The 25,918-nt window shown below is 34.6% G+C and carries 15 protein-coding genes; 6 read left to right on the forward strand and 9 right to left on the reverse strand.

From position 1 onward, the window contains the following. Window positions 1-45: 45 nt before the first annotated feature. The 5 genes from RB619_RS17410 to RB619_RS17430 form a co-directional block, all read right to left on the reverse strand. Window positions 46-2,517: a zinc-dependent metalloprotease gene (locus RB619_RS17410; protein ID WP_308099813.1), complete on the reverse strand. Its 2,472-nt coding sequence runs from the start codon at window positions 2,515-2,517 to the stop codon at window positions 46-48. Between the two features lie 168 nt (window positions 2,518-2,685). After that, a complete protein-coding gene (gene hemL, locus RB619_RS17415; RefSeq protein WP_308099815.1) occupies window positions 2,686-3,972 on the reverse strand; it encodes a glutamate-1-semialdehyde 2,1-aminomutase in 1,287 nt (428 codons plus the stop codon). Window positions 3,973-4,092: 120 nt separating this feature from the next. After that, window positions 4,093-4,998, reverse strand: a complete 906-nt coding sequence (locus tag RB619_RS17420) for a glucosaminidase domain-containing protein (protein ID WP_308099820.1) — start codon at window positions 4,996-4,998, stop codon at window positions 4,093-4,095. Further along, window positions 4,991-5,899 (reverse strand): pyridoxal-phosphate dependent enzyme, encoded by a 909-nt coding sequence (locus RB619_RS17425; RefSeq protein ID WP_308099823.1) that lies wholly within the window; start codon window positions 5,897-5,899, stop codon window positions 4,991-4,993. The genes RB619_RS17420 and RB619_RS17425 overlap by 8 nt, the downstream gene beginning before the upstream one ends. After that, on the reverse strand, window positions 5,896-6,231 hold the full coding sequence (locus RB619_RS17430) for a hypothetical protein (RefSeq protein WP_308099825.1): 336 nt from the start codon (window positions 6,229-6,231) through the stop codon (window positions 5,896-5,898). The genes RB619_RS17425 and RB619_RS17430 overlap by 4 nt, the downstream gene beginning before the upstream one ends. 116 nt (window positions 6,232-6,347) lie before the next feature. On the opposite strand from RB619_RS17430, the gene RB619_RS17435 reads away from it, so the two are divergent. The 4 genes from RB619_RS17435 to ilvA all read left to right on the forward strand — a co-directional run bounded on the left by RB619_RS17435 (window position 6,348) and on the right by ilvA (window position 11,154). Next, entirely contained in the window at window positions 6,348-6,533 is a 186-nt protein-coding gene (locus RB619_RS17435) for a DUF5522 domain-containing protein (RefSeq protein ID WP_071636586.1), read from the forward strand. A gap of 474 nt (window positions 6,534-7,007) precedes the next feature. Further along, window positions 7,008-8,984 carry a urocanate hydratase gene (locus tag RB619_RS17440; RefSeq protein ID WP_308099828.1) on the forward strand — a complete coding sequence of 659 codons (1,977 nt, stop codon included), beginning with the start codon at window positions 7,008-7,010 and terminating at the stop codon, window positions 8,982-8,984. A 47-nt stretch (window positions 8,985-9,031) separates the two neighbouring features. Then, the gene (locus tag RB619_RS17445; RefSeq protein WP_308099830.1) at window positions 9,032-9,577 is read left to right on the forward strand and encodes a DUF4136 domain-containing protein; all 546 of its coding nucleotides are present in this window, start codon (window positions 9,032-9,034) and stop codon (window positions 9,575-9,577) included. A gap of 332 nt (window positions 9,578-9,909) precedes the next feature. Further along, entirely contained in the window at window positions 9,910-11,154 is a 1,245-nt protein-coding gene (gene ilvA, locus RB619_RS17450) for a threonine ammonia-lyase IlvA (protein ID WP_308099832.1), read from the forward strand. A 78-nt stretch (window positions 11,155-11,232) separates the two neighbouring features. Here ilvA and RB619_RS17455 read toward each other — a convergent pair whose 3' ends face one another. Beyond that, window positions 11,233-14,616: an Ig-like domain-containing protein gene (locus RB619_RS17455; protein ID WP_308099834.1), complete on the reverse strand. Its 3,384-nt coding sequence runs from the start codon at window positions 14,614-14,616 to the stop codon at window positions 11,233-11,235. 384 nt (window positions 14,617-15,000) lie between these two features. On the opposite strand from RB619_RS17455, the gene RB619_RS17460 reads away from it, so the two are divergent. Continuing rightward, window positions 15,001-15,411, forward strand: a complete 411-nt coding sequence (locus RB619_RS17460; RefSeq protein ID WP_308099836.1) for a group III truncated hemoglobin — start codon at window positions 15,001-15,003, stop codon at window positions 15,409-15,411. Window positions 15,412-15,547: 136 nt separating this feature from the next. Beyond that, window positions 15,548-17,323 carry an aromatic amino acid hydroxylase gene (locus RB619_RS17465; RefSeq protein WP_308099838.1) on the forward strand — a complete coding sequence of 592 codons (1,776 nt, stop codon included), beginning with the start codon at window positions 15,548-15,550 and terminating at the stop codon, window positions 17,321-17,323. A gap of 212 nt (window positions 17,324-17,535) precedes the next feature. Here RB619_RS17465 and RB619_RS17470 read toward each other — a convergent pair whose 3' ends face one another. From RB619_RS17470 to RB619_RS17480, 3 genes are all read right to left on the reverse strand, one after another. Further along, window positions 17,536-18,165: a DUF4230 domain-containing protein gene (locus tag RB619_RS17470; RefSeq protein ID WP_308099840.1), complete on the reverse strand. Its 630-nt coding sequence runs from the start codon at window positions 18,163-18,165 to the stop codon at window positions 17,536-17,538. A gap of 162 nt (window positions 18,166-18,327) precedes the next feature. Next, window positions 18,328-20,622, reverse strand: a complete 2,295-nt coding sequence (locus RB619_RS17475; protein WP_308099842.1) for a BamA/TamA family outer membrane protein — start codon at window positions 20,620-20,622, stop codon at window positions 18,328-18,330. Window positions 20,623-20,626: 4 nt separating this feature from the next. After that, window positions 20,627-25,726: a translocation/assembly module TamB domain-containing protein gene (locus RB619_RS17480; protein WP_308099844.1), complete on the reverse strand. Its 5,100-nt coding sequence runs from the start codon at window positions 25,724-25,726 to the stop codon at window positions 20,627-20,629. Window positions 25,727-25,918 lie beyond the last annotated feature (192 nt).

Raw genomic sequence — 25,918 nt, forward strand, 5'->3', positions numbered from 1 at the left:
TAAAAAAAGAGGCTTTTAAAGCCTCTTTTTTGTTTTATAAATCTCTTATTTAATTGGATTTAAAATCAAATCAATTCGCTTGATACAATCCTCATAATGGTATTTTGTTTCTGTATTTACGGCTGTTGCTTTTGCCGCTGTTAATGATTTTTTCAAAGTACTTAATTCACCACGAACCAAAGCTCTTAAATCTGATTGTGCCACATTGTAGTAAGTCCCAAATCGATCATTAGGTTTAAGTTCTTCGGTCATTAAAGCACCCATTCGATCGATATACGCTCTTTGCAGATTTCTGCGGTAAATGGTAACATTTGATGCTGCGGTAGCTTCTTTCCAAATTCCTTTTCGAAGATCTTTAAAGAAATCCAATGCTTTGTATGTATCTGCGCCAAGAATTTCATTATCCATCAATCTACCAATACGGCTTACACTCAATAAATTATTCAAATGTCTAACCTGAATATTTCTAAACGTTTCAGTATAACCAGCGTACTCTGTATTTTTTAATGTGTTGATATTGACAATCCATGTTGGCGATGCAAAAGCATTTGCCTGAAGCCAGTTCATTGCTTCAATTTGTTTTGCTTTTGGAACAACTTCGTAAACATTTCCTGGCTGATTTGGATTTTTTGTGTTTTCATAAACACCTCCAACATTCGTTACAACGTGCCCAACATATCTGCCCCAAACATCTAACATTTCTTTGTATAACTCACCTAAATCATCATAATCGTTAGTGACTTTGCTAGTCCATTCGCTTAAATGATTGGCCACATATTCTAGATTTTTCATTCCGTATGTACTGGCTTTCATCGAATTATTTCCAATATCTTCTGTTTGAGAAGATGGATCAAAAGTACTGCTCTGTTTTCCGAATTTATAAATAGGGTTTCCAGCTTTGTCTAAAATCCATTTGTCCAAAGTTGCTTTTTCATCCTGTGGTGATTTTGAATTCGGGATTACTCTATATCCCCAATTCAATGCATAATGATCATAAGCGCCCATTTTACGAATAAAACGAATATTTTGATCTCCAGGCTGTGCAATATAATTATAACGTGCATAATCCATTATACTTGGAGAAATACCATTTTCCTGTGTAAAAGCTCCATTTCTGTAGCTTTCACAATCATATGATGAACTTGCTCCCATATTGTGCGGGAAACCTAAAGCGTGACCCACTTCGTGCGCAATTACCATTCGCATCATTTCGCCCATTTCTTCGTCGCTTGTCTGTAATGTTCTTGCTGACGGATTTGCCGCTCCTGTTTCTAACAAATATCTGTTTCTGTACGAACGCAAATGATTGTGGTACCAAATAACATCACTTTCAATAATTTCTCCTGTTCTAGGGTCAGAAACACTTGGTCCAACTGCATTTCGTGTTGTACTTGCCACATAACGAATTACAGAATAACGAACATCCTCCGGACTAAAATCTGGATCTTGCTCTTTCGTTGGTGCATCTTTTGCAATAATTGCATTTTTAAATCCGGCAGTTTCAAAAGGTTTTTGCCATTCTTCAATTCCCTGTTTGATGTATTTTTTCAATTTTTCAGGAGTTGCAGGATCTAAATAATATACAATTGGTTTTATTGGCTCAACCAATTCTCCTCTAGCGTATGCTTCTGGATCTTTTGGCTCTAATCTCCAACGACGGATATATGTTTTTAAATCTGATTTCAATTCATTGCTTCCATAATCGTATTGGCTTACGGTAAACCAACCCACACGCGGATCTGCCAATCTAGGTTTCATAGGAACTTCTGGCAATAAAATCATCGACTGATTCATTTGAATACTGATTGATTCAGACTCTTCTAACATAGAAGGTTTTGAAGCATTATAAGTCATATCCTGAATAACTTCAATATTCATTGGGAAACTTTTGATTTTATTAATAAAACTTCTCGAATCATCAAGACCTTTTACTTTATACGTTTCGCGCATTTCTGCAGAAATTCCGCTGATTGCCTTAACATCTGTACTGTAAAATTTAGTTACGTCGATTACAGTATTAGCCGAATCTTTACTAAAAGCTACAATATCAAAAGCGAATAATGTCGGCTCATAATTGTTTGATTTAACCGAAATACTGATTGGCAAAGTATCATTGGCAACCGAATTAAACGATTTTGATTTAATCAAAATTTTATCTTGAAAACGCTGCCATACGATCAATTGCTCATTCGTTTCAGAACCTGCATTTACATATCCGCCTCCTAAGTTTGAAGGCAATTTTGCAAGCCTACTTACCAAGAGCATATCTTTATCTAAATATTTGTTCGGAATTTCAAAGTAGTATTTTTTATCTACTTTGTGAACGGTAAAAAGTCCTTCGTCAGAAACAGCATCTTTCGTAATGACTTTGCTGTACTCTTTAATTGTTGATTCCAGCTTCTTTTCTGCTGGAGGAGCAGTTTGAGTTTCGTCTTTTTTCTTTTTGGACTGGGCAAATTGGTTGGTTGGAAATAGCGCAAAAGCCGCTATTGTAGACAAAATGAAAAATTTCTTCATTTATTGCAGGTTTAATGGTTATTTGATAAACAAAAATAATTTTTGATTACAATAACACAAGCTAATACGTCTTCATTAACTTTTTATTAACTACAAAATAAGGTTTATAATAATAAAAAAAAGGTTCAGCTTATAAAACTGAACCTTTGAGAACTATTTTTATTTGATTTAAAATGTTTTCGAAACTTTATCGATCGTATTAATTGTAAAATCTAAATCTTCATAAGTCAAAGCATCGGTAATAAACCAAGTTTCATATGCTGATGGCGCAATGTAAACGCCTTCCTGCAATAATCCGTGGAAGAATTTTTTAAACGTTTCGTTATCTCCTTTTGCAGCAGTTTGAAAATCTACAACTGGATTTGCATCAAAGTGAACAGAAATCATTGACCCCACTCTATTGATGGTAAAAACAACATTGTTTGCTTTTAAAACTCTATCAATTCCTGCTTCTAAATATGCTGTTTTTTCTTCAAGACGTGTAAAAATTTCGCGGTCATTGTTCAGTGATTGCAACATTGCATATCCTGCCGCCATTGCTAACGGATTTCCTGATAATGTCCCTGCTTGATAAACTGGTCCAAGTGGCGCTAAATAATTCATGATTTCCTCTCGTGCCGCAAAAGCACCAACTGGCAAACCACCACCAATTACTTTTCCGAAAGTTACGATATCAGCATTGATGTTATACAATTCCTGAACGCCGCCACGAGCTAAACGGAAACCGGTCATAACCTCATCAAAAATCAATAAGATTCCGTTTGCGGTACACAATTCTCTTAAACCTTCCAAGAAACCTTTTGCAGGTGGAATACAGCCCATATTTCCTGCAACTGCTTCAATAATAATTGCGGCAATTTCGCCTTTATTCGCTTCGATTAACGTCTTTACGTTCTCTAAATCATTGTATTTTGCTAACAAAGTATCTTTTGCTGTTCCTTCTGTAACACCTGGACTATTTGGAGATCCAAAAGTTACAGCGCCACTTCCTGCCTGAATCAAAAATGAATCAGAATGCCCATGGTAACAGCCAGCAAATTTGATGATTTTATCTCTTTTTGTAAATCCTCTCGCCAAACGAATCGCGCTCATACAAGCTTCTGTTCCCGAATTTACAAATCTAATTTTATCAATATTCGGAACCATAGAAACGGCCAAAGCAGCGATTTCTGTTTCTAATTCTGTTGGCATTCCAAATGAAGTTCCCAGTTTTGCTTTTTCGATTACGGCATCAACAACTGGCTGATAAGCGTGACCCAAAACCATTGGTCCCCAAGAGTTGATATAATCAATTAATTTGTTTCCGTCTTCATCATACAAATAAGCACCTTTGGCACTTTTTACAAAAATCGGAGTTCCTCCAACTGCTTTAAACGCTCTAACTGGTGAATTTACTCCTCCCGGAATTACTTTTTCTGCTTCAGCAAAAAGCTGACTACTTCTTTTATATAACATTTTTTATTTTAGATTTTAGAGTTCAGATTTTAGATTAAAAACTGAAAACTTAATTTTTGATTTTTTAGATTATTTCAAACTGAAAACTGTGACTGAGACTGAACACTAAAAACTGAACACTTACTTAACTCTCAACTTCTGCCCTATTGAAATGGCGTTATCCGTTAAACTATTTTTTTGCTTTAAATCATCAACCAAAACGTTGAATTTCTTTGAAATCGAATACAAAGTATCGCCTTTTTGAACTTCGTATAAATTCGGATCGTTTGAATTCATATTAATCTTTAGATCAGAATTCACATCGTAAGATGATTTTCTTGGTTGGGCTGTTTTATTAATCGCAACATAATTTTTCCCTGTAACCTGACAATCATATTGATGCAAATTATAACGCTCAATATAACTGATTAATTTATCCGGATAATTAGGATCTGTTGCGTAACCCGCCGCTCTCAAGCCTTTTGCCCAAGCTTTATAATCGTCTTTTTCGTAAGTGAATAAAGTGGCATATCTATTTTTTCCAACCAAAAACAAAGCATGATCTCTATAGGATTCTGAAGCTTCAGGATATTTTCTAAAACATTCCTGTTCAGCATCATCGTCATGACGAACACTTTCGCCAAGCCAGTCTTTATGGCATTTTATTCCGAAATGATTATTCGCTTCAACTGCCAAATCTCCTTTTCCTGCACCAGATTCTAAAATTCCTTGAGCCAAAATAATACTGGCAGGAATTCCGTATTTCTGCATATTTCCCATTGCAATATCTTTAAATTGCAAGATGTAAGAATTAACTAAATCGCTGGTAACAACTGTTTTTGAAGTAGATTGAATAACCTCAGTTGTATTATTTGTAGAAGGGTAATTTTTACCAATTGGCTTAACTGGAGTTTGTTTTTTTGTCGCCACCGTTCGAGGCCTCTGAACCGCCGCCGCTTGCTTTTTGGTCGTTGCAATAGCAGGTTTACTTGACGAACAGCTTGCCAAAACTATAACTGTAAAGAGCAATACTATTTTTTTAATCATGTTTTTTGAGTATTGGTAATTTTTTCTGCTTCAGTTTAATATTCATTCCATCAATTCCCTGTAATCCGCCGGTGTGAATGAGTAAAATTTTTGAATTGGCAGGAAAATAATTTTTGCTTATTAAATCTATAACGCCAAAAACCATCTTTCCTGTATAAATTGGATCTAAGGGCACATTGTTCGCTTCAAAAAACGCATTTATAAATTCGATTAATTCCAAATTTACTTTGCCATAACCTCCAAAATGATAGTCAGAAATTAAATTCCAGTTATCTTTTTTTGCAAAAATACGAATTTCATCGTTTAAAAAGTCACCTTTTAGTGCTGGAAACCCTAAAATTTTCTGATTTGGCAATGCGCTATTAATTAATCCTGAAATGGTTCCGCCAGTTCCAACAGCGCAACAAACGTAATTAAAACTTGAATCTTCATTGGTTAAAATCTCTTCGCAGCCTTTTACTGCGAGTTCATTTGTGCCTCCTTCTGGAACTAAATAAAAATCGCCAAACTTGTTTCTTAACTTTTCCAAAAATGAAGTTTCACTTTTTAATCGATAATCTTCTCTCGAAACAAATTCAAATTTCATTCCGTTTTCCTGAGCGAATTTCAATGTTGGGTTTTCTTCAATTTTATCAAAAAGTTCGTTGCCGCGAATTATTCCGATAGTTTTAAAACCTTGCTCTTTTCCCGCAAACGCAACTGCTGCAATATGATTGGAAAATGCACCACCAAAAGTCAAAAGCGTATTTTTCTTTTCGGCTTTCGCCTGAAGTAAATTGTATTTTAATTTTCTGAATTTATTTCCAGAAACAAACGGATGAATTAGATCTTCACGCTTTATTGTCAAAGAAATATCATTAGGAAAATCAATAGAAATATGTTGATTGAAAACTGGATTCATTTTAATTTGATGTAATTTAAAAACTGAAAAAATGATCTGTTTTTCAAATAATTCATTTCGGTTTCTTTTGCGTAAGCTTCTCTTTCAAAACTAATATTTCGATAGGCTAAAGCACCGTTTTTGTATTGAATTAGACGAATGAGATATTCTAAAAAATACCAAATAAAAAACGGAATTACTAGTAGCTCTAATTGTTGTCTTAAATGTATTTTTTCATGATTTACGAAAATTCCATTTGTTTTATCAAAATCATATTTTACAATTACGAACGGAAATACAGCCATACCGCGATATCCTTTCGGAATTAAATATTTGGCAACAATCAGAAACATTGGCTGTAAAATTTATAAATTTGTAGCTATAAAATTATTCGATTTCATTAAAATCATAATCAAATATTTTTATTTTTGATTTTAAAATTATCGAAACACGAACGCGAAGCAGATTTATGAAAGAGCAAAGTAATGAAAATAAATTAATCGAAGGCGAAGATTTTTACTATACGCCCGAAGGTTATAAATGCTTCACTGAAAAACATCATTTAAAAAGAGGCTATTGTTGCAAAAGCGGTTGCCGTCACTGCCCGTACGGGTTTGATAAACGAACAGGCGAAATAAGAAAGAAAACGAATTAGATAATTTGAAAATGTGTCAATTAGATAATTCAGCAATCTAAAATCTAAAATCAACAATCTAAAATATTAATATGGATATCCATTCACGAAAATTCAGGATTAAGATCCACAAATCCTATCATAGGTCGGATATCCGTTATCCTTAGTTTTTTTTTAATTAGAAAATGTGTCAATGTGCTAATGCGTTAATTTGAAAATGAGATAATTATTTCAGATAAAATTCACATTGACAGGTATTTCGCTCCTATGGAGCTTTTACCGACTGGACATATTATTTTCTACAAATATTACGCCTTTCCAAGGCTAAAAAAATAAATCCGTTAGAATTGTACTATTTATAGAAATAAAATTTATCGGTCAGAATTTAAGTCCCAGCGGGACGAAATAATCTAAAAAACAAAAAATTAATCTGTTGTTAATCTAACCGCAATATCTTAGCATCTTAGATCCTCAGCACCTTAGAATCTTAAAAAAATGACTTTCAAAGAACAAATACAGCAAGGAATTCCAAATATATTACCTCAAAAGGCAACTTACGACCCAACTATTAATCACGCTCCAAAGAGAAAAGAAATTCTTTCGGCAGAAGAAAAAAAACTGGCTCTTAAAAATGCTTTGCGTTATTTTGATCCAAAACATCACGCCGAATTAATTCCTGAATTTTCAGAAGAATTGGAAACTTACGGGCGTATTTATATGTATCGTCTTCGCCCGGATTACAGAATGTATGCAAGACCAATTGACGAATATCCAGGGAAATCATTGCAGGCAAAAGCGATTATGCACATGATTCAAAACAATCTGGATTATGCTGTGGCGCAACATCCGCATGAATTGATTACGTATGGTGGAAACGGAGCCGTTTTTCAAAACTGGGCACAATATTTATTAACCATGCAGTATTTGTCTGAAATGACAGATGAGCAGACTTTAACCATGTATTCAGGCCATCCAATGGGATTATTTCCTTCGCATGCAGAAGCTCCGAGAGTTGTAGTTACAAACGGAATGGTGATCCCAAATTATTCGAAACCGGACGATTGGGAAAAAATGAATGCTTTAGGAGTTTCACAATACGGCCAAATGACAGCGGGAAGTTATATGTATATTGGTCCACAAGGAATTGTACACGGAACTACGATTACCGTTTTGAATGGTTTCAGAAAAATAAAACAAAATCCAGAAGGAAGTTTATTCGTAACTTCTGGACTTGGAGGAATGTCGGGCGCACAGCCAAAAGCCGGAAATATTGCCGGATGTATTACGGTTTGTGCCGAAGTAAATCCGAAAATTACTAAAATTCGTCACGAACAAGGATGGATTAATGAAGTCGTAACTTCTACAGATGAATTGGTCGCGAGAGTAGCTTTGGCGAAAGCCAACAAAGAAACCGTTTCGATTGCCTATTTAGGAAATGTAGTTGATGTTTGGGAACGTTTTGATCAAGAAAACATCAAAATTGATTTGGGTTCAGATCAAACTTCGCTTCATAATCCGTGGGCTGGAGGTTATTATCCAGTTGGAATTTCTTTTGAAGAAGCAAATGATTTAATGGCTAATAATCCAGAATTATTCAAAGAAAAAGTTCAAGAAACACTACGTCGTCACGCCAATGCAATTAACAAACACACTGCAAAAGGAACGTACTTTTTTGATTACGGAAATGCATTTTTACTAGAAGCTTCTCGCGCTGGTGCTGATGTAATGGCCGAAAATAATATCGATTTTAAATATCCGAGCTATGTTCAGGATATTATGGGACCAATGTGTTTTGATTACGGATTTGGCCCTTTCCGTTGGGTTTGCACTTCAGGAAAACCGGAAGATTTACAAAAAACAGATGCAATTGCAAGTCAGGTTTTAGAAGAATTAGCAAAAACTTCTCCTAATGAAATTCAGCAACAAATGCAGGATAACATTAAATGGATAAAAGGCGCGCAGGAAAACAAACTGGTTGTAGGTTCTCAAGCTAGAATTCTTTATGCTGATGCCGAAGGAAGAATTAAAATTGCAGAAGCTTTCAATCAAGCAATTGCAAAAGGTGAAATTGGCGCGGTTGTTTTAGGACGCGATCACCATGACGTTTCAGGAACCGATTCTCCATACAGAGAAACTTCAAACATTTACGACGGATCTCGTTTTACTGCTGATATGGCGATTCATAACGTAATTGGCGACAGCTTTAGAGGTGCAACTTGGGTATCTATTCACAACGGCGGTGGTGTTGGCTGGGGAGAGGTTATAAACGGCGGTTTTGGTATGGTTCTTGATGGCTCTAAAGAGGCTTCAAAACGTTTAGCATCAATGCTTTTTTGGGATGTTAACAACGGGATTTCAAGAAGAAGCTGGGCTCGAAATGACGAGGCTATTTTTGCCATAAAAAGAGCGATGCAAGTTGAGCCTTTACTAAAAGTAACTTTGCCTAATATTGTTGACGAAAGTCTGCTTTAAACGAAAAAGTTGCTCATAAAATAGAGAACATTAAATTTCTAATAATTATGAAAACATTCAAATTAGTTCCGATTTTTCTGCTTTTGATACTTGCTGCGTCATGCGATACAGTTAGTGCTTACTCTGACTACGACAAAACCGTAGATTTTGCGCCTTATAAAACTTATGCCTATTTTAAGCCTGGAATTGATAAGGTCGAAATTTCTGATTTGGATAAAAAACGAATTCTGAAAGCGATAGACGATCAAATGTTAGCCAAAGGTTTTACTAAAAGCGAAAATCCTGATGTGCTCATAAACATTTTTACCAAAGCCAAAGAACAAGTTGATGTAAATCAATTTTACGCTGGATACGGTTATGGATGGGGCTACGGCTGGGGTTGGGGTTACAGCCCTTATATGTACGGAGGAACAACAGTTTCTAGATATACTGAGGGAACTTTGTTCATTGATTTAATTGACGCTAAAAAGAAAGAATTGATCTGGCAAGGTCAAGGAATTGGGACTTTATACAAAAACATAGATAAAAAAGACGCCAGAATTACTGAATTTGTAACCAAAATTTTAGCACAGTATCCGCCAGTTAAAAAATAGTTTGCAGTTTTCAGCCTTTTATAAAACGGTAAATAGTTGTGAACTTTCCAGAAATAATTAATACATTTGCTATTCAATCAGCTAAAAAAATGACAAACTTTAATAACATTATTATCGCTATTATCAGCATTATTGCAATTCAGCATTAATGGCGAGGTGTTATATAAATAATTAAAAATATAATTTATAAAAACCTCCCAAAACGGGAGGTTTTTTATTTTAAAAAAGTTTTAAATAGAGATACATTTTGCCACAGATTAAAAGGATTTTCGCAGATTAAAAATCATTCCAATCATTTTAATCTGTGGCAAAAAAAATAAAAAAGACAAATCATGAGTTTATTCAACGAAGTACTTAATGCAAAAAAGCAACTTGAAAATGTAGTTGCAGCAACGCCTTTGACCCAAAATTTAAATCTTTCAGACGAATTTAAATCTACTATTTTATTAAAAAGAGAAGATTTACAGATTGTTCGTTCGTATAAAATTAGAGGCGCTTACAACAAGATTTCGTCGTTGAGCGAAAAAGAAAAAGCAAACGGAATTGTCTGTGCAAGTGCAGGAAATCACGCGCAAGGTGTTGCATATTCCTGTAATCTTCTTAAAATAAATGGCAAAATTTATATGCCAAAAACAACTCCAAAACAAAAAGTAAAACAAGTACAATTGTTCGGAAAATCGTTTGTCGAAATTGTTTTAACTGGAGATACTTTTGATGATGCATACGCTTCTGCAACTGCTGATGCCATTAAAAATCATAAAACCTTTATTCATCCTTTTGATGATCAAAAAGTAATTGCCGGACAAGGAACAGTTGGACTGGAAATTCTGGAAAGTTTTAAAGAACCAATTGATTATGTTTTTGTTCCAATTGGCGGCGGCGGACTCGCTTCTGGTTTATCTGAAGTTTTTAAACATTTAAGTCCGAATACTAAAATCATTGGTGTTGAACCAAAAGGTGCTCCTTCAATGAAAACTTCAATAAAAGAAAATAAAAATACAGCTTTAAAAACCATTGACAAATTTGTTGACGGTGCTGCTGTAAAACAGGTTGGCGACATGACTTTTGAAATCTGCCGCTATAATTTGGAAGATATTATTTTGGTTCCTGAAGGAAAGGTCTGCACGACTATTTTACGATTGTATAATGAAGAAGCGATGGTTGTTGAGCCTGCAGGCGCTTTGACCATTGCAGCTTTGGATTTTTATAAAGATAAAATTAAAGGCAAAAATGTGGTTTGCATTGTAAGCGGTAGCAATAATGACATTGAAAGAACTGCCGAAATAAAAGAACGTTCTCTTCTTTACGAAGGCTTAATGCATTATTTTATGATTCAGTTTCCACAGCGTCCTGGAGCTTTAAAAGAATTTGTGAATAATATTTTAGGTCCAGATGACGACATCACTTATTTTCAGTTTCATAAAAAAAACAATCGCGAAGTAGGTTCGGTTGTAGTTGGACTGGAATTAAAAAACAAAAAAGACATTATGAATATTAAACTGAATATGACAAAAAAGGGCTTTGAATTTCAATATTTAAACGACAATCAAGATTTGTTCACACAATTAATTGGATAAACAAAAGGCTGTCTATTAACCGTAGACAGCCTTTTAAAATCAAATATAAAATTACTAATTGAATTCTAGATTTGTAATTTATTGTTTCAGTACTTTTTTAGTGTAAGTTCCCGTATTGTCATTTATTCTTACTACATAAATCCCTTTTGGCAATCTTGAAATTTCAATTTCAGACTGGCTTCCTTCAAAATTCATGTTTTTCTTCAGTACACTTTGGCCTTCGAGAGAGAAAATTTCTACAGTAGCGTTTCCTTTATGATTGCTATCAATTTTTAAATAATCATTTGAAGCATTAATAAAAATTACCATATCATTTTGATTCTCTTCTTCTGCCGGAATTGTTTGTACCAATGCCTTCTTTGCTGTTGATTCCACTTGAACAAACTGCCATTGCTGATTTAGTCCACCTGTGTATGTCCAAACTTGAATATTGGCACCATTTGAAGTAGAAACATTTTCAACGTCAAGTGATTTTCCACTATTTAAATTGATGATTTTATAATAGCCCGTGCCAAGATCTGTAACGGTCCATTTAAACTCATTTGAAGCCGACAATGTTCTTTGTTGCACTTTTAGTCCGTCGCCAATTCCATTATTTTCGACAGCTAAATACATTCCAGTTGATTTTACTATAATGTAATAATTCCCGCTTCCATCTGAAACAAACTTCCAGCGTTGATTGCTTCCGCCTCCGCTTGTTATATCATATTGCTGAATACGTCCTCCGCTCGAAGTTGAATTATCTGCAACATCTAAACCTTTGTTGCTGTTTCTTGAAATAATATTATAATATCCCGGAAAACCAGTTGAAGAAGCTGTAACCGTAATTGCGCTTGTTGCCGTTTTTGCGCCATCTACCGTTGTAACAGTAATAGTTGCAGAACCCGCAGCAACTCCAGAAACCAATCCAGATGCATTTACAGTCGCAACAGCAGTATTGCTTGAACTCCAAGTCACATTTTTGTTCGTAGCATTTGTTGGCGAAACTGTCGCTGTTAATTGTGTTGTATTTCCAACTAAAATAGAAGCCGTTGTTGGACTTACAGCAACAGAAGTTACTGGAACAACTGCTACACTTTTTACTTCAATTTTATCGATGTTAAAATCGCCACCAATAATTTCAAAGCGTAAAACTTTATTATTTCCTCCTGCAAAAGTAATATTAGGAACGGAAACCGTTTGAAAAGTATCCCAAGAACCTGTATTTGGAATTGAAACTGTTGTTAAAACAGTTCCGTCTAATAAAATACGAAGCTGTTTTCCAGAATTAATGGTCGAAACAGTCGCGTCGATTGTATAAGTTCCCGCAGTAACATTTGCAGTATATTCCAGCCATTCTCCATTCGCAGTCCATCCAACGGCATATCCCGAAGTTCCAGAAATTCCAGTTACATCAACACCTTCAGAAGTACGATATGCACCTCCTTGATTTGCAGTTTCATTATCATAATAAGCTACATTTTGGCCACCTAAATCATAATTTTCTGCTTGAATGATTCCCGGAATCGAAGCTGGAGTTCCTCCGTAAGGCTGTTGTCCTTGAATGGTAAATGCACTTGTTGCGGTTTTGCTTCCGCTGACAGTTGTAGCTGTAATTGTTGCCGTTCCTTGCGCAACGCCTGTAACCAATCCGCTAGAATTTACGGTTGCGACAGCTGTATTACTCGAGCTCCAAGTAACGTTTGTATTTGAAGCATTGCTTGGCGAAACTGTTGCTGTTAATTGCTGTGTTTGTCCTGCAAAAATAGATGCTGAAGTTGGTGAAACCGAAACTCCTGTTACCGCAACAATTGTCACATTAATTGCCGATGTTGCCGTTTTATTTCCGTCTTGAGTCGTAACTGTTATAGTTGCTGTTCCTGCTGCAACACCCGTTACAAGTCCGCTTGAATTAACCGTCGCAACCGCTGTATTGCTTGAACTCCATGTCACATTTTGATTCGTTGCATTGCTTGGAGCTACAGTAGCAGTTAACTGTTGTGTACTATTCACGCCAACACTTGCCGTTGTCGGACTCACACTTACTCCCGTTACTGCAACTGGAGCCCCTGCTGACCAATTGAATGTCACTGCTGATGATGCAGGAACCGCATAATCAAATGCTGAAGATCCAGAAACAACTTTTATAGTATTAGAAGAAGATCCTGAATTATAAACCAAAAGCGCAATAGATCCGTCAGGATTTTTAAATCCAACAGAAGTAATACTGCCACTTGTACTTAAAGACGCAATTCGTAAAGCGCCTGGTTTTACAAATTTTGATATTTGGCCAATAATGTAATACGCAACATTTTTAGTATAAGTTGTACTGCTTGTTACCGTTACTGCTCCTAAACAACTTGTACAGCCTCCTGGCGTATGTGGCCCCATACTTGAGTTGTTTGCCGCATTCCATTCTAAAACTGTTTTCGCCCAATTAGTCGTACTGCCAATAACAACGTTTTGCATGTGCCAGCCAAAATCACCGCTAAAATTTCCACCAGAACCTGTGTATTGTTCTGTAAAATAAACGTTTTTATTGGTTTGTGTTTTTACCGTTGACATCGCAGAAATATTTCCTAAATACAAGTGAAATGCCGCGCCATCTACATAACTACTATTGTTCAAAACATCTATTGGATATGCTGTATTATCGCAATTATGATCAAAAGCAATAATCTTTATATTTCCATAACCCGCAGCTGCCATTTGTGGTCCAAGCTGTTGATTGATGAAATTCTTTTGTTCAGTTGAATTCATCAGCATACTTGGTTCATTATTTGGGTTTTCTGGCTCATTTTGAGGCGTAATTCCCCAAATAGAAATTCCTTGCGCAGCCATTGCATCAAAATACTTTACAAAATATTTGGCATAGGCCGCATAATATTGTGTTTGCAAATTTCCCCCAACCCAAGAATTATTCGTTTTCATCCAACGAGGTGGTGACCAAGGAGTTGCTAATATTTTTATGTTCGGATTAATAAGCAGAATCTTTTTAATAATCGGAATCAAATACGTTAAATCTGGTCCATTTAAACTAAAATTATTCATATTTGTATCTCCAGCAGTTTCGTTATAACTATAAGAAGAACTGCTTAAATCTGAAGCTCCTATACTAATACGAACAACATTAGCGTTTAAACCTGTTGTTGGATTGTATAAGTCATTCAAAAGCTGATTTTGCTGTGTCGCCGCCATACCGCTGATCACTTCACAGCTACCTTCGGTAAGTGTATAACCAAAACCATCCATGGTCTGGTACGTAGTTCCTGCATTGACTGTAACTGTAGAAGGATTAGATCCTGAATTGGTTCCGAAACTTACAGTACTCTGTTGTTGTATTAGTTTCGTTTGATCTCCCGTGGTCATCCAAGGAGTAACCGTCTGGGCATTTGTTTTAGTAGTAATAAGCAAAAGCATTGTAATGATTGGCATCATCATAGCAATTACTCGTTTTGTAGGTTTTTGAGTAGTTTTGTGCATTTTTTTTGGTTTTTTGTTAATTAAATTTTTCTTATTTATTAAGCGTAATTTTATTAATTCACATCAATATTATGTTAATTTTAAATAAATTCATATTTATTTAACTTTACAAATACACATCAACATAAAATTCCACCTTAACAAAAACCTATCACTGTTTTTCATAACGTACTGATTTATAATTATTTATAATTTTCGAAACAAGCAAAATCTTACTTTTTAAAAAATCCTACAAATAACAACTTAAAAATCAATTATTTAAACAAACCAAAAAGGACAAATCAAAAGCAATTTCGACCAAATAAATAGACCAAAAATGACAAATATCATAGAAATAAGAAGAAGTTAAATCGTATTTTTGCAATTCATATTTAGACAGAAAAAATGGCAACGCTTAAAGATATTTCGACTATAGAAGACATCAAGCAAATGGTGAACAGCTTTTATGATAATGTTAGAAAAGATGATCTTATTGGTCCAATTTTTAATGATAAACTTCAAGATCGCTGGGAACCACATTTACAGAAAATGTATGGCTTTTGGCAGACTATTTTATTTGATGTTCGTGCTTATTCTGGAACGCCTTTTCCTCCGCACAAACAATTACCGGTTGACAAAACGCATTTTGATCGATGGATTGAAATTTTCAACACTACTATTGATCAACAATTTGCAGGCCCATTAACTGAGGAAGCTAAAATGCGCGCCACCAATATGGCTTTTATGTTCAATCATAAAATTCAATACTTTAGAAATGCCGAGAATGAATTAAGAAATTCAATAAAGAAGTCGTAAAAAAATAAATTACGCAAAACTTAAAAATCTACAAAAACGCAACAAAACACACTTTCGAATAAAAATTTTGTGATAAATAGCAAAAATTAGCGGTCTAAATTCGTAATTTTACATTCTAATCTACAACGTTTTCGAAATGAATGCATCTATAGAAACAAATCCATTATTAGAGCGATTGCCTAAACATTTAAAGCAATTTATTAAACCTCAAGATTATAGCGATTACACTCCTATCAATCAAGCGGTTTGGCGTTATGTAATGCGTAAAAATGTAGATTATCTTTCTAAAGTTGCACATCACTCCTATTTAGATGGATTGAAGAAAACCGGAATCGAAATAGATTCTATTCCGAGTATGTACGGAATGAACCGAATTCTTACCGAAATTGGTTGGGCTGCAGTTGCCGTTGACGGATTTATTCCGCCAAATGCTTTTATGGAATTCCAAGCTTATAATGTTTTAGTTATTGCTTCGGATATTCGCCAGCTTGAACATATCGAATACACACCAGCTCCAGATATTATCCACGAAGGTGCCGGCCACGCTCCTATTATCGCTAATCCTGAATATGCCGAATATTTAAGACGTTTTGGTGAAATTGGATGCAAAGCGATTTCGTCTCATAAAGATTATCAAATGTATGAAGCTATTCGTCTGCTTTCGATTTTAAAAGAAGCTGAAGATACTCCACAGGAAAAAATCGACGAAGCTGAAAAAGCCGTTGCCGATTTACAAAACAATATGGGCGAATTGTCTGAAATGGCTCAAATTCGAAATTTACATTGGTGGACAGTTGAATACGGTTTAATTGGAACTGTTGAAAACCCCAAAATATATGGCGCTGGATTGCTTTCTTCAATTGGCGAAAGCGCTCACTGTATGACAGATAATGTGAAGAAAATCCCTTATGATATCTCAGCAGCGAATCAAAATTTTGATATTACGCAATTACAACCTCAACTTTATGTAACGCCAAATTTCTCTTATTTGAGTTTGATTTTAGAAGAGTTTGCACATAAAATGGCTTTACGCACCGGAGGACTTTCTGGAATTCAGAAATTGATTCAGTCGAATGCTTTAGGAACTATTGAATTAAGTACAGGTTTACAAATTTCTGGCGTTTTCACGAATGTAATTGAAGAAGAAGGAAAACCTGTTTACATTAAAACAACTGGAAAAACGGCTTTAGCTTACCGCGAAAAAGAATTAGTTGGGCACGGAACTTTAACACATCCGCACGGATTTGGAAGTCCGATTGGGAAATTAAAAGGCTTCAATTTAGCAATTGAAGATATGAGTCCGAAAGATTTGCAAGCTTACAGCATTGTTGAAAACGAAACCGTAAAACTGGAATTCGAAGGCAATATTATTGTTGAAGGTGAAATTATTACAGGTTCACGAAACCTTCACGGTGAAATTATTTTAATCAGTTTTAGAAATTGTACGGTAACGCATGGCGAAACAATTTTGTTTCAGCCAGATTGGGGAAATTACGATATGGCAATTGGTAAAAAAGTGGTTTCGGCTTTTTCCGGTCCAGCCGATGTGAATAGTTTTGACTTGATTAACATCGTTCCAACAACTAAAACAATAAAAGCAAAACATACTGATGAGCGCGATGAATTAGAGATTTTATACGCGACAGTTCGAAACATCAGAAATAATAAAGATCCTAAAACCGAATTAAAATCTGTTTTTGAGAAAGTTAAAAACAATCATTCCAACGATTGGCTTTTAACTGTTGAAATTGCAGAGCTTTTAAAGGATTCTGATGATAAGCAATTACTTCAGGAAGTATTGATTTATTTGGATCAACTAAAAGAAAAACGTCCTGAAGTGGCGCATTTAATCGCTGGTGGATTGGATTTGATTTTTGATAGTTCATTGCCAAATTTGCCACAAAGGCACTAAGACACAAAGTTTTTTTTGAATTGCCTCCTGCTTTAGCTGGAGGAAAAAATAAGTCAATACAAAAGGCTTTAGCCAAAAAATGTGTTTTGGCTAAAGCCTTTTTCCATTTCATTTTAAATACCTCCAGCTAAAGCAGGAGGCAATTCAACAAATCATTCTAATCTTTTAATCCTTGGCAAAAAAACTTTGTGTCTTAGTGCCTTTGTGGCAAATCACAACTTCAAATCCTGATTCAACTCAGTTTCTGACTCAATAGTTTTTCCGTTGTATTGCAACTTCCAGCCCATTGAATTTGTCATAATCAAAATCTTAGACAACTCGCTTATTAATCGGTTTTCGGCATTTATTTTTAATGAAGATGTTTCGATTTTTTTTGCCAGATTTGCTTTTACCGATTTGTTGATTTTATTGTAATCCTCTCCGGTGAACTGATTCATCTGACTTTGTTCAATGTCATAAAACTTAATATCCGGGTTTATAGTGATTTCTTCTTTTGGAATATTTAAGATCGTAATCGTTTTGTTTTTTTCATCAATATCATATTTCATTTTATGCAAATCGTAGGCAACGGTCACATTCGCATTTACGACAACAAGCGCTTTCTTCTCGAAAGAAATCATGTCCATTAAGTATTTCTGCTGATTTTTATAGGTAATGACTTCTGAAAAATGTCCTTCGGTGACAACCAATTTTCCAACATTAAGAATCTGTTGCTGAATTAAATTGGTATTATACTCAATATCTTTATCATCATCTTTTTTGAATTGGCAGAATTTGAAAGCCAGAATTATTAAAAAAACGACTGAAGCTAAAACTAAAATTCTTTTGAGTGTATTTTGCATTACCTATATTTTATTAGACCAATTTACTTCTTTTTTTGAAAAAGTATAGAGATTTTCTACCACAAATTACGCAAATTTCCGCAAATTGCTTTTTTAGAAGACAAGGTAACCTCAAATATAATTTGTGGAAATTTGCGTAATTTGTGGTAAATAAAAAACCATCTAAAATGGATATCCAATAGCAATATTCAAAATCAGGTTTTCTTTACGCCAAGGTCCGCTTCCAAAATCGATGTCTTTAATTACCCATCTTTCGCCATCAGGCAAATAAGGTTTTCGGAGCGGAAAAGCCAAATCAGTTCTTAAAATAAAAAATGATACATCAAATCGTAAACCCACGCCCGCACCTACTGCGATTTCTTTCATAAAATCTTTTGAAATTTCTGCTCCCGGTTTATTGGGGTCAGCATTCATAAGCCAAATATTTCCTGCATCAATAAAAGCTGCGCCTTTTACAATGCTAAAAAGTTTCGCTCGATATTCGGTACTGAATTCCAGTTTTAAATCACCCGATTGATCTGGCAGATAATCATTTGTAGTTGGTGCATTATAATAACTACCCGGTCCAAGTGATCTTGCCCTAAAAGCTCGAATACTATTTGTCCCTCCAACTACAAACTGTTTGGATGTTGGCAAAACACTCGAATTTCCATACGGAATTCCGGCTCCAACAATGATTCGGCTCGCCAATTCACTTTCTTTTCCTAATTTCAAATAGTGCCTGAAATCGCCTCTTATTTTTGCATATTGACTGAACGGAACATCTAAAATACTTTTCTGATTACCATCTTTAACATTTGCGCCGGTAACCAAACCTGTAATATTTCCAGCCAAATCTAATTCGCCACTAAAATAAAACGTATTCTTTTTACGCTTCTGCATTGTATTCGTGTACGTGTAAGTATAAGTTGGCCCGAAAATCAATTGTTTCTCTATTACTTTTGCCAAAGATGAATCAGCTTGAATGTCATCGCGATATTCCTGTGTTACATGATTCGGACTTACATACGTAATATCCATAACATTTAATTGGTGCTCTTTTCGCGCATTTTCTTTCCACAAATAACCAAAAGAGGTTTTAAACGAATTCAAAGCATACAATTGGGTTCTGTTTTGATATTCATAACGAAGCGTTGCTTTTGTCCTTGGAACATATTCGCTTGATCCATCAATATGAAATGGCGTTATAAATCTTGGCCAGGTTAAACTGGTTTCAGTCCCCACTTTATAAATATTTTTGCCTTTATTAACTCCTCCCAACTGAAAATCGGCACCACCAAAAACAGAAACGGTTAACAATTCTGCACCTTTAAATAAATTTCGATTGTTCCAATTTACATTTAATTCTGTCCCGGTATAACTGGCCGAATTTGTTTTTCCTAAAACCTCAACGCGAATGAATTTCTTTAGCAAAAGCGTTAAATAATAATAAGAATCCAAAGCATTTTTTATGCTGTCTGAAGTTCTGAATTCATTTTTCACAAAACTGAAAGTGCCTAAATTTACAAATCGGTTTAAAGTCAAATTATGATCTTTTCTGTTGTATAAATCTCCTTTCTTGAAATAAATTGTTCGGTCAAAAACTCTCGGTTTAAAAGTATCTGCGGTATCAATAATCGTAAAATCCTTATACTGAACAACATCTTCAGGTTTGTATTTTACACTGTCTTTTGAAATGGAGAAATTTGGATAAACAATAATTTTATCAATTTTATAAGCTGTCAAAGCCTTTGGCGGAGCGTCGTCTTTTATGACCAATCTTATTTTTACTTCGTGATCACCTTTACTGCTATCCACTTTAGCCAAAATATAATCGGGGTTAAAATAATAATAACCGCGTTCTTTTAGTCGCGCATCGATTCGTTCTCTTTCCGCTTTTATCACATCCAAATCGTATGGTTTACCCACTTTCAATAAACTTCTTCGGCTCGATCTTCCAATAATTCTTGACATTGCTAATGAATCATCAGGAAAAGTCACACTTTTAATGATGTATTGTTTTTTTGGCACCACAATATATTCAGCGGTAACTCTTTTATTTCGAACGGTCGAATCGGCACTTACACGTGTTTTGAAATACCCTTTGTTTTCGGTAAAATTCCTTAAAACGGAAGCATTATAATCTAAATCGACTTTACTGAAAAGTACTGGCTCTTCGCCCACTTTTGTTCGAAGCCAATATCGAAATCCTTTCTCTTTTTTGGGCTGACCCGCAATATTATAAATCCATAATTTCGGACGAAGACCGAAAATTTGTTTGTTAGGTCTTGGGCGAAGCAAATCTTCAAGCTGGTTTTCTAATGCTTTTCTATCTTTCTTTTTAATAATCGAATCTTTCACTTTTACTGAAGCGCCAGTATAAAGCAACTCGCCTTCGGGCAAATATTTAGTATTACTGCATCCAAAAACAAAAAATAAGGACAGCGTAATAAAATATTTTATATATCTGTTTTTCATCTTATTATGTTTTTATGTCGGTGCCTTTAATTTGATCTTCTTCTTTATTCTCTTTTTCTTTCGCTTCTTTATCCTTTTGTTTTTGTCGTTCTTTACGCAGTTTTTCTTCTTTAATCAATTCTTTTTCTAATGCGGTACGATGAAAAAGTTCACGGAATTTATTGTAGCTCATTGTAATAATAAAAGCAATTCCGGTTTCGATGACCTGACCTTCAACTGCCACCTGATACTCGTTTTTACGATACGCACGAAGCATATAACGGCCGTCTTTCGTAAGTTGATAATCCAAGGCAACGTCTCCGGCAATATTCGTGCTTTGCTCGTTGGCACGTTCTTGTCCTTCAACTGCAAAACTGCTTCCAACAGTAACTTTCAAACGGTCGTCTAAAAGTTTTTTAGAAACACCAACATTCAAATCGGTTCTGTTTTCCATTGTTCCAGTCGTGTAATCTTCGGTGGATTCTAAATCAAATTCCAATTGAACACCGCTGATCAATTCTCCTGCAAAATCATTTAATTGTTGTGACAAAATCTTGCTCACACTTTGTCTAGCCAAAGATTCTGCGCTTGTACCTCCGCTTTCACTCGCAAACGGATTTTCGCCAATAAATCTATTTAATAATAAAAGCGCAAAAACCTGTTTGTTCATCTCAGCTGGCTCTTGTCTTAATTGTTCCAATTTTGTACGAGATAACTCTACAATATTAGAAGAAACGCCATAATTGCCTTCTGGAAGCACAATATCAAAAGTGATTTCTGGCTTCAATAATTCGCCATTCATTTTTAGATGTGTCTCAAAAGGTATTTTTTGTTTATAGGTGTTTTTTTCGGCCTGAGTTTTATCTCCTAATTGATTTCCAAGCAAATCTATAGGAGCAGTTTCTACTTTATAAATCGCCGTAATATTCAAACTTGCCATTGTTGGTTCTCCATTCCAGGTGATTGAACTTCCTTTTTGAATATTGAATTTTCTTCGGATCATGTTGAAATTCATTTCATATGCTCCATCCGTAAATTCATATTTACCCGTTAAAGTTGTTTTTCCCGAAGGATCAATTCCGCCTGTTAACTGCGCTTCGCCTTTTAAGTTCAAATAATCACCGTTCCCTTTGTCAATAATTAAAGTCAGTTCTGCTTCTTTATCAATTGAAATATCAACGCTAACATCCATCCCGATTAATTCTGACTGATTTAGCTTTTTCTCCATTGCAGCAGTTTGTCTCAAATACTGATTGTCTTCGTCAACAAATTCTACAATTCCTTCTCTGTCCGCAATCGAAGGGTCAGATTGTGGTAGAACAACCGTAAACTTCGTTTCTTTATTAACTTTAATATTTCCGCCAATAACTGGGTTTTCAAGCGTTCCTTTTACGTTTAATTTGGTATCCAAAAACAAATCTCCGTAGAACAAATCGTTATCTGGAGCTTTAGAATGAATCGCTCTAAAATCATCAGCGGTAATGGTTAAACCAAAATTATATTTCTTGAAATCAGGTGACTGAATGGTTCCGTCAACCGACAATTCGTTGTCATTTTCATCATGAAGCGTAAACTTGTCAAAAGCGATTACACCGTTATTAAAAGTGATTTTTTCTTGATCTATTTTGAAATACGAATTCAGCTGTGTAACTCTGAAAGCCGAGTTGTTAAAATTAAGTTCGCCGTTTATATTAGGCGCATCGGTCGTACCCTGAATTTTAAAATTTCCTGACAAATAACCTGTTCCTTCAGAAATATTATCCATGCTAAAACCTTGAATACTTTTTATATTCAGTTTGTTAATTGCTACATCAAAGTCAAAAGTTCCTGCATCAATTGCATAATCTCCCGATAAATTCACATCGTTTCCTTCATCGCTCAATTGCACATTTGCAGTAAGAATATTGGCTATTTTATTAGCAACTTTTACTTCTAAATCGCCCACTTTATCGCCTTTAAAAGTAAAATCATCAATTTTTAAATCAGAAGTAAAAGTGGGTTTTGTCATTACGTTTTCGACTACCGCATTTCCGTTAATCAAACCTTGCATGAGCAATTTGTCTTTTTTGACAATGTTCATGATGGTTTCAATTTTAAAGTTCACAAAATCGACCTGAATTGGTGCGTTATTTTGTGTTCCCTGCGATTGAATCTTCAATTCATTTCCGTCATTTTCAAGGAAAAATTTATTGATATAAAGCTGGTTTTTTCCGAATTCAATTGCATTCTCAGGATCGATTTTCCATTTGTCATAATTTAAAACAAAGTTTTCAGCATCAATTTTGAAGATGTTTTTGGAATCTTCGGCTTTGAATTGACCTCCAACAAAATACTGTTGTTTGTCTTTTGCGTCTTTTATTTCGAGCGCATAATCCAGAATATTATTCTCCACTTTTCCTGATAAACTTGTAAACGGAATTTTCAATGAACCGCTTTCAATTGTAGCAACAGAAATAGCATATTCTAAAGCATTTTCTTTGGCTTCAATATTTATTTTTCCGTCAGAAATGGTATTATCTGCGTAAACAATTCTAGGAATTGAACCTTTTATTTCTAAAGAATCGGTAACATTATTGTATTTTCCAGTAATTTTAATAGGCTCTAAACCTGTAAGTTTCGGAATTAATTTAAACAAAATCGGATCGTTATCAACCGTCAAAGTAAAAGCCAATCGTTGTTCATCTGATTCTCCATTTACTTTCGGATTTTTGAGATCGATATATTTAGATAATGATTTTTTTATTGCCGAAGTCAGCGTTGTCAATTTGTATTTTCCGTCAAATTCTGCTTTTAGAAACTGCGACGAAATTTTAATATTATTTCGGGTATTATCTGAAAAAGCAATAACACGAACCGAATCTAAAACAATTGGTTCTTTATCCTGCAAAATCTGAATGTTCGAAAGAAACACTTTTCCGTTCAAAAAATCAGGATTGCTGTTGGCAACATCGGCATCAATATTTCCGCGAAGTTTCATTGGTCCGGCGTGAAGATTCAGTTTTTCTAAATCGGCTATATCCAGATTTAATTTTAGTTTTATGGCCGGATATTTCTCTTTTGTATTTCCGCTGGCAACCAAATCAAAATTCAAATTTGGATCTTTCATTCCTGATTTTACGGCAAAAGATCCATTTTCAATATTTCCTTTTAATGCCAAATCTTTGTACGTATATTTATTAAAAACTGCTTTTTTAACCAATCCGTCAACAACTGCATTTGCCGTTTTTGGGTCTAAACCAGTTCCTTTAACTTTCGCTTTAAGCGTAATTTTTCCGATCGAATCATTTTTGATTAATCGACCAACATTAAAATCCAATAAATAAACCGTGGCATCGTATTTCTCTCTTTTTTTGACACGTTGATCAAATAATGCATCGACTTTTGCATTTCCGAAACTGCTGTTTAAAGCCAGATTTGTTTTAAAATTTTGAACCGAACCTTTAAATTTTCCTTGCAAACTAAGTTGTTGCGGAATTTGAATATTGGTCGGAATTGTTCCTTTTGGCACAAATCCATAAATGTCTTTTGAAGTGCTTGAGAGTTTTTTAATATTCAAATCATAATAGGCTTTTTGAGCATCTGGCAGGCCTTTTATCTTCCCCGAAAGGGAAACTTTTGTAGCTCCGATGCCGCTCATTTCAAATAATGGAATATCCAAATCTTTTACTTTTCCGCTCAAACGTGTGTTGATGGCTAAAACAGCATTTGGATTACTTTTAAACGGATTAGTATTTCGTAAATCAGGCGCAAAAAGTAAAATGTCTTTGAAACCAATTTTTGAATTCTTGACACTGGCTTCAATCGAAAGGTTTGCAATATCTTTTTGAAGTGCTTTGAGCGATTTATATTCTACTTTAATTTTATCCTGAAGAAGCGTTTGTGGCGTTTTTAAATATAAGTTATTCAGATATGCATTTTTTGGTCCGTAGAAAAAGTCGGTTTTTAAGGCCTGAATATTTAAACCACTTTTTTCATTTACTGCTAGCGATTTAATATTTCCTGAAATCGTATCGTTTGCGTAATACAATTTTTCAGCCTGAAAATTAAATTTATTCAAATCCAAATGACTGTAATCTAAACCTTTTGCAACTGGTTTAGACTGCATATCATCAAATTTGAAAGCCACATTTGTAATGTCAACTTTATTCAGTTTTGCTTTCCAACCCGCTTGTTTTATGGCTGTTGTATCTAAACTTGGAGTTTGAATTTGTTTGTCTTTTGCACCTAATCTTAAATTTCCGCTGAGATTTTTTAATTCGAAAGTATCGAAATCTAAAAGCTGTTTATTTAAATCAATTTCATTGAAAGACAAATTCAGATTTCCGAGTTTTATTCCCGAATCTAATTTTGAATCTTTATTATCATAAGCAATATCAATTTTTGACAAACTGATTTTTCCGAGTTTTAATTTGAAATCTGGTCGCTTGGAAATAGTATCAACCGTTTTTACCGAAACTTCAGCAATTTGCTCCACAACATCTTGATTTAAGACCAATTTCAATCCGTCAAGATCGATATTCGGAATATCAAAATTCATTTTATCCAAATCAAATTCCTTGAATTTAGTGTCAAAATGAGTCAGCTTTACGCGAATATCGTTTTTTGAAAAATCATCTTTAAAATTGAATTTGATGTTATCTAAATTGACTTTTACAACAGAAATTTTAAACGGTTTTGCATTTGGATCTTCAACTTTTGGTTCTTTTGATTCGAATGCCTTTATAATGTAATCAAAATTGAAAACACCGTCTTTATTTCGGGAAATGTTAGCAGTCGTATTTTCTAAAGAAACGGAATTGATTTCGAGTTCACTGCTAACCAGTTTAAAAAGATCAACATCGAGTTCTAATCGTTTAACAGCCAGCAAAGTATCCTTTTTTTGATCTTCAAAATAAAAACCTTCCAGCACTACATCTTTTGGAAATTTGATCGAAATATGATCTAATGAAACTTTGGTTTTTATCTTTTTATGAAGGTAAGAAACCGCTTTGTCCTTGACAAAATTCTGGACAGACGGAACCTGAATTAAAATAATTAAAAGCAATAAAAGCGTAACCACAGAACCCACGCACCAAAGAAGTACACGAAGTGTTTTTTTTAGAAAATGAATTGATTTCTTATTCATACGTCAGCAAAACACGATTAGATTAAAGTTGCAGTTTTATAAGGCTGTAATTATACAGTCTACAAAATTGTGGATTTTAAACCTTAACAATTTACATAATTATCTGCAATTATTCTAAAATTTCACTGTTGTTTTTTGCCACGAAGGCACTAAGGCGCTAAGTTTTTTTTTTTAAAATTAAAACAGATCGCT

This window comes from Flavobacterium sp. LHD-80 (assembly GCF_030929605.1).
Taxonomy (GTDB): Bacteria; Bacteroidota; Bacteroidia; order Flavobacteriales; family Flavobacteriaceae; genus Flavobacterium.

What these genes read in the sequence shown, in the direction of transcription:
- RB619_RS17410 (WP_308099813.1), bottom strand. Translation starts at nt 2,517, where the DNA reads ATGAAGAAATTTTTCATTTTGTCTACAATAGCGGCTTTTGCGCTATTT.
- hemL (WP_308099815.1), bottom strand. Translation starts at nt 3,972, where the DNA reads ATGTTATATAAAAGAAGTAGTCAGCTTTTTGCTGAAGCAGAAAAAGTA.
- RB619_RS17420 (WP_308099820.1), bottom strand. Translation starts at nt 4,998, where the DNA reads ATGATTAAAAAAATAGTATTGCTCTTTACAGTTATAGTTTTGGCAAGC.
- RB619_RS17425 (WP_308099823.1), bottom strand. Translation starts at nt 5,899, where the DNA reads ATGAATCCAGTTTTCAATCAACATATTTCTATTGATTTTCCTAATGAT.
- RB619_RS17430 (WP_308099825.1), bottom strand. Translation starts at nt 6,231, where the DNA reads ATGTTTCTGATTGTTGCCAAATATTTAATTCCGAAAGGATATCGCGGT.
- RB619_RS17435 (WP_071636586.1), top strand. Translation starts at nt 6,348, where the DNA reads ATGAAAGAGCAAAGTAATGAAAATAAATTAATCGAAGGCGAAGATTTT.
- RB619_RS17440 (WP_308099828.1), top strand. Translation starts at nt 7,008, where the DNA reads ATGACTTTCAAAGAACAAATACAGCAAGGAATTCCAAATATATTACCT.
- RB619_RS17445 (WP_308099830.1), top strand. Translation starts at nt 9,032, where the DNA reads ATGAAAACATTCAAATTAGTTCCGATTTTTCTGCTTTTGATACTTGCT.
- ilvA (WP_308099832.1), top strand. Translation starts at nt 9,910, where the DNA reads ATGAGTTTATTCAACGAAGTACTTAATGCAAAAAAGCAACTTGAAAAT.
- RB619_RS17455 (WP_308099834.1), bottom strand. Translation starts at nt 14,616, where the DNA reads ATGCACAAAACTACTCAAAAACCTACAAAACGAGTAATTGCTATGATG.
- RB619_RS17460 (WP_308099836.1), top strand. Translation starts at nt 15,001, where the DNA reads ATGGCAACGCTTAAAGATATTTCGACTATAGAAGACATCAAGCAAATG.
- RB619_RS17465 (WP_308099838.1), top strand. Translation starts at nt 15,548, where the DNA reads ATGAATGCATCTATAGAAACAAATCCATTATTAGAGCGATTGCCTAAA.
- RB619_RS17470 (WP_308099840.1), bottom strand. Translation starts at nt 18,165, where the DNA reads ATGCAAAATACACTCAAAAGAATTTTAGTTTTAGCTTCAGTCGTTTTT.
- RB619_RS17475 (WP_308099842.1), bottom strand. Translation starts at nt 20,622, where the DNA reads ATGAAAAACAGATATATAAAATATTTTATTACGCTGTCCTTATTTTTT.
- RB619_RS17480 (WP_308099844.1), bottom strand. Translation starts at nt 25,726, where the DNA reads ATGAATAAGAAATCAATTCATTTTCTAAAAAAAACACTTCGTGTACTT.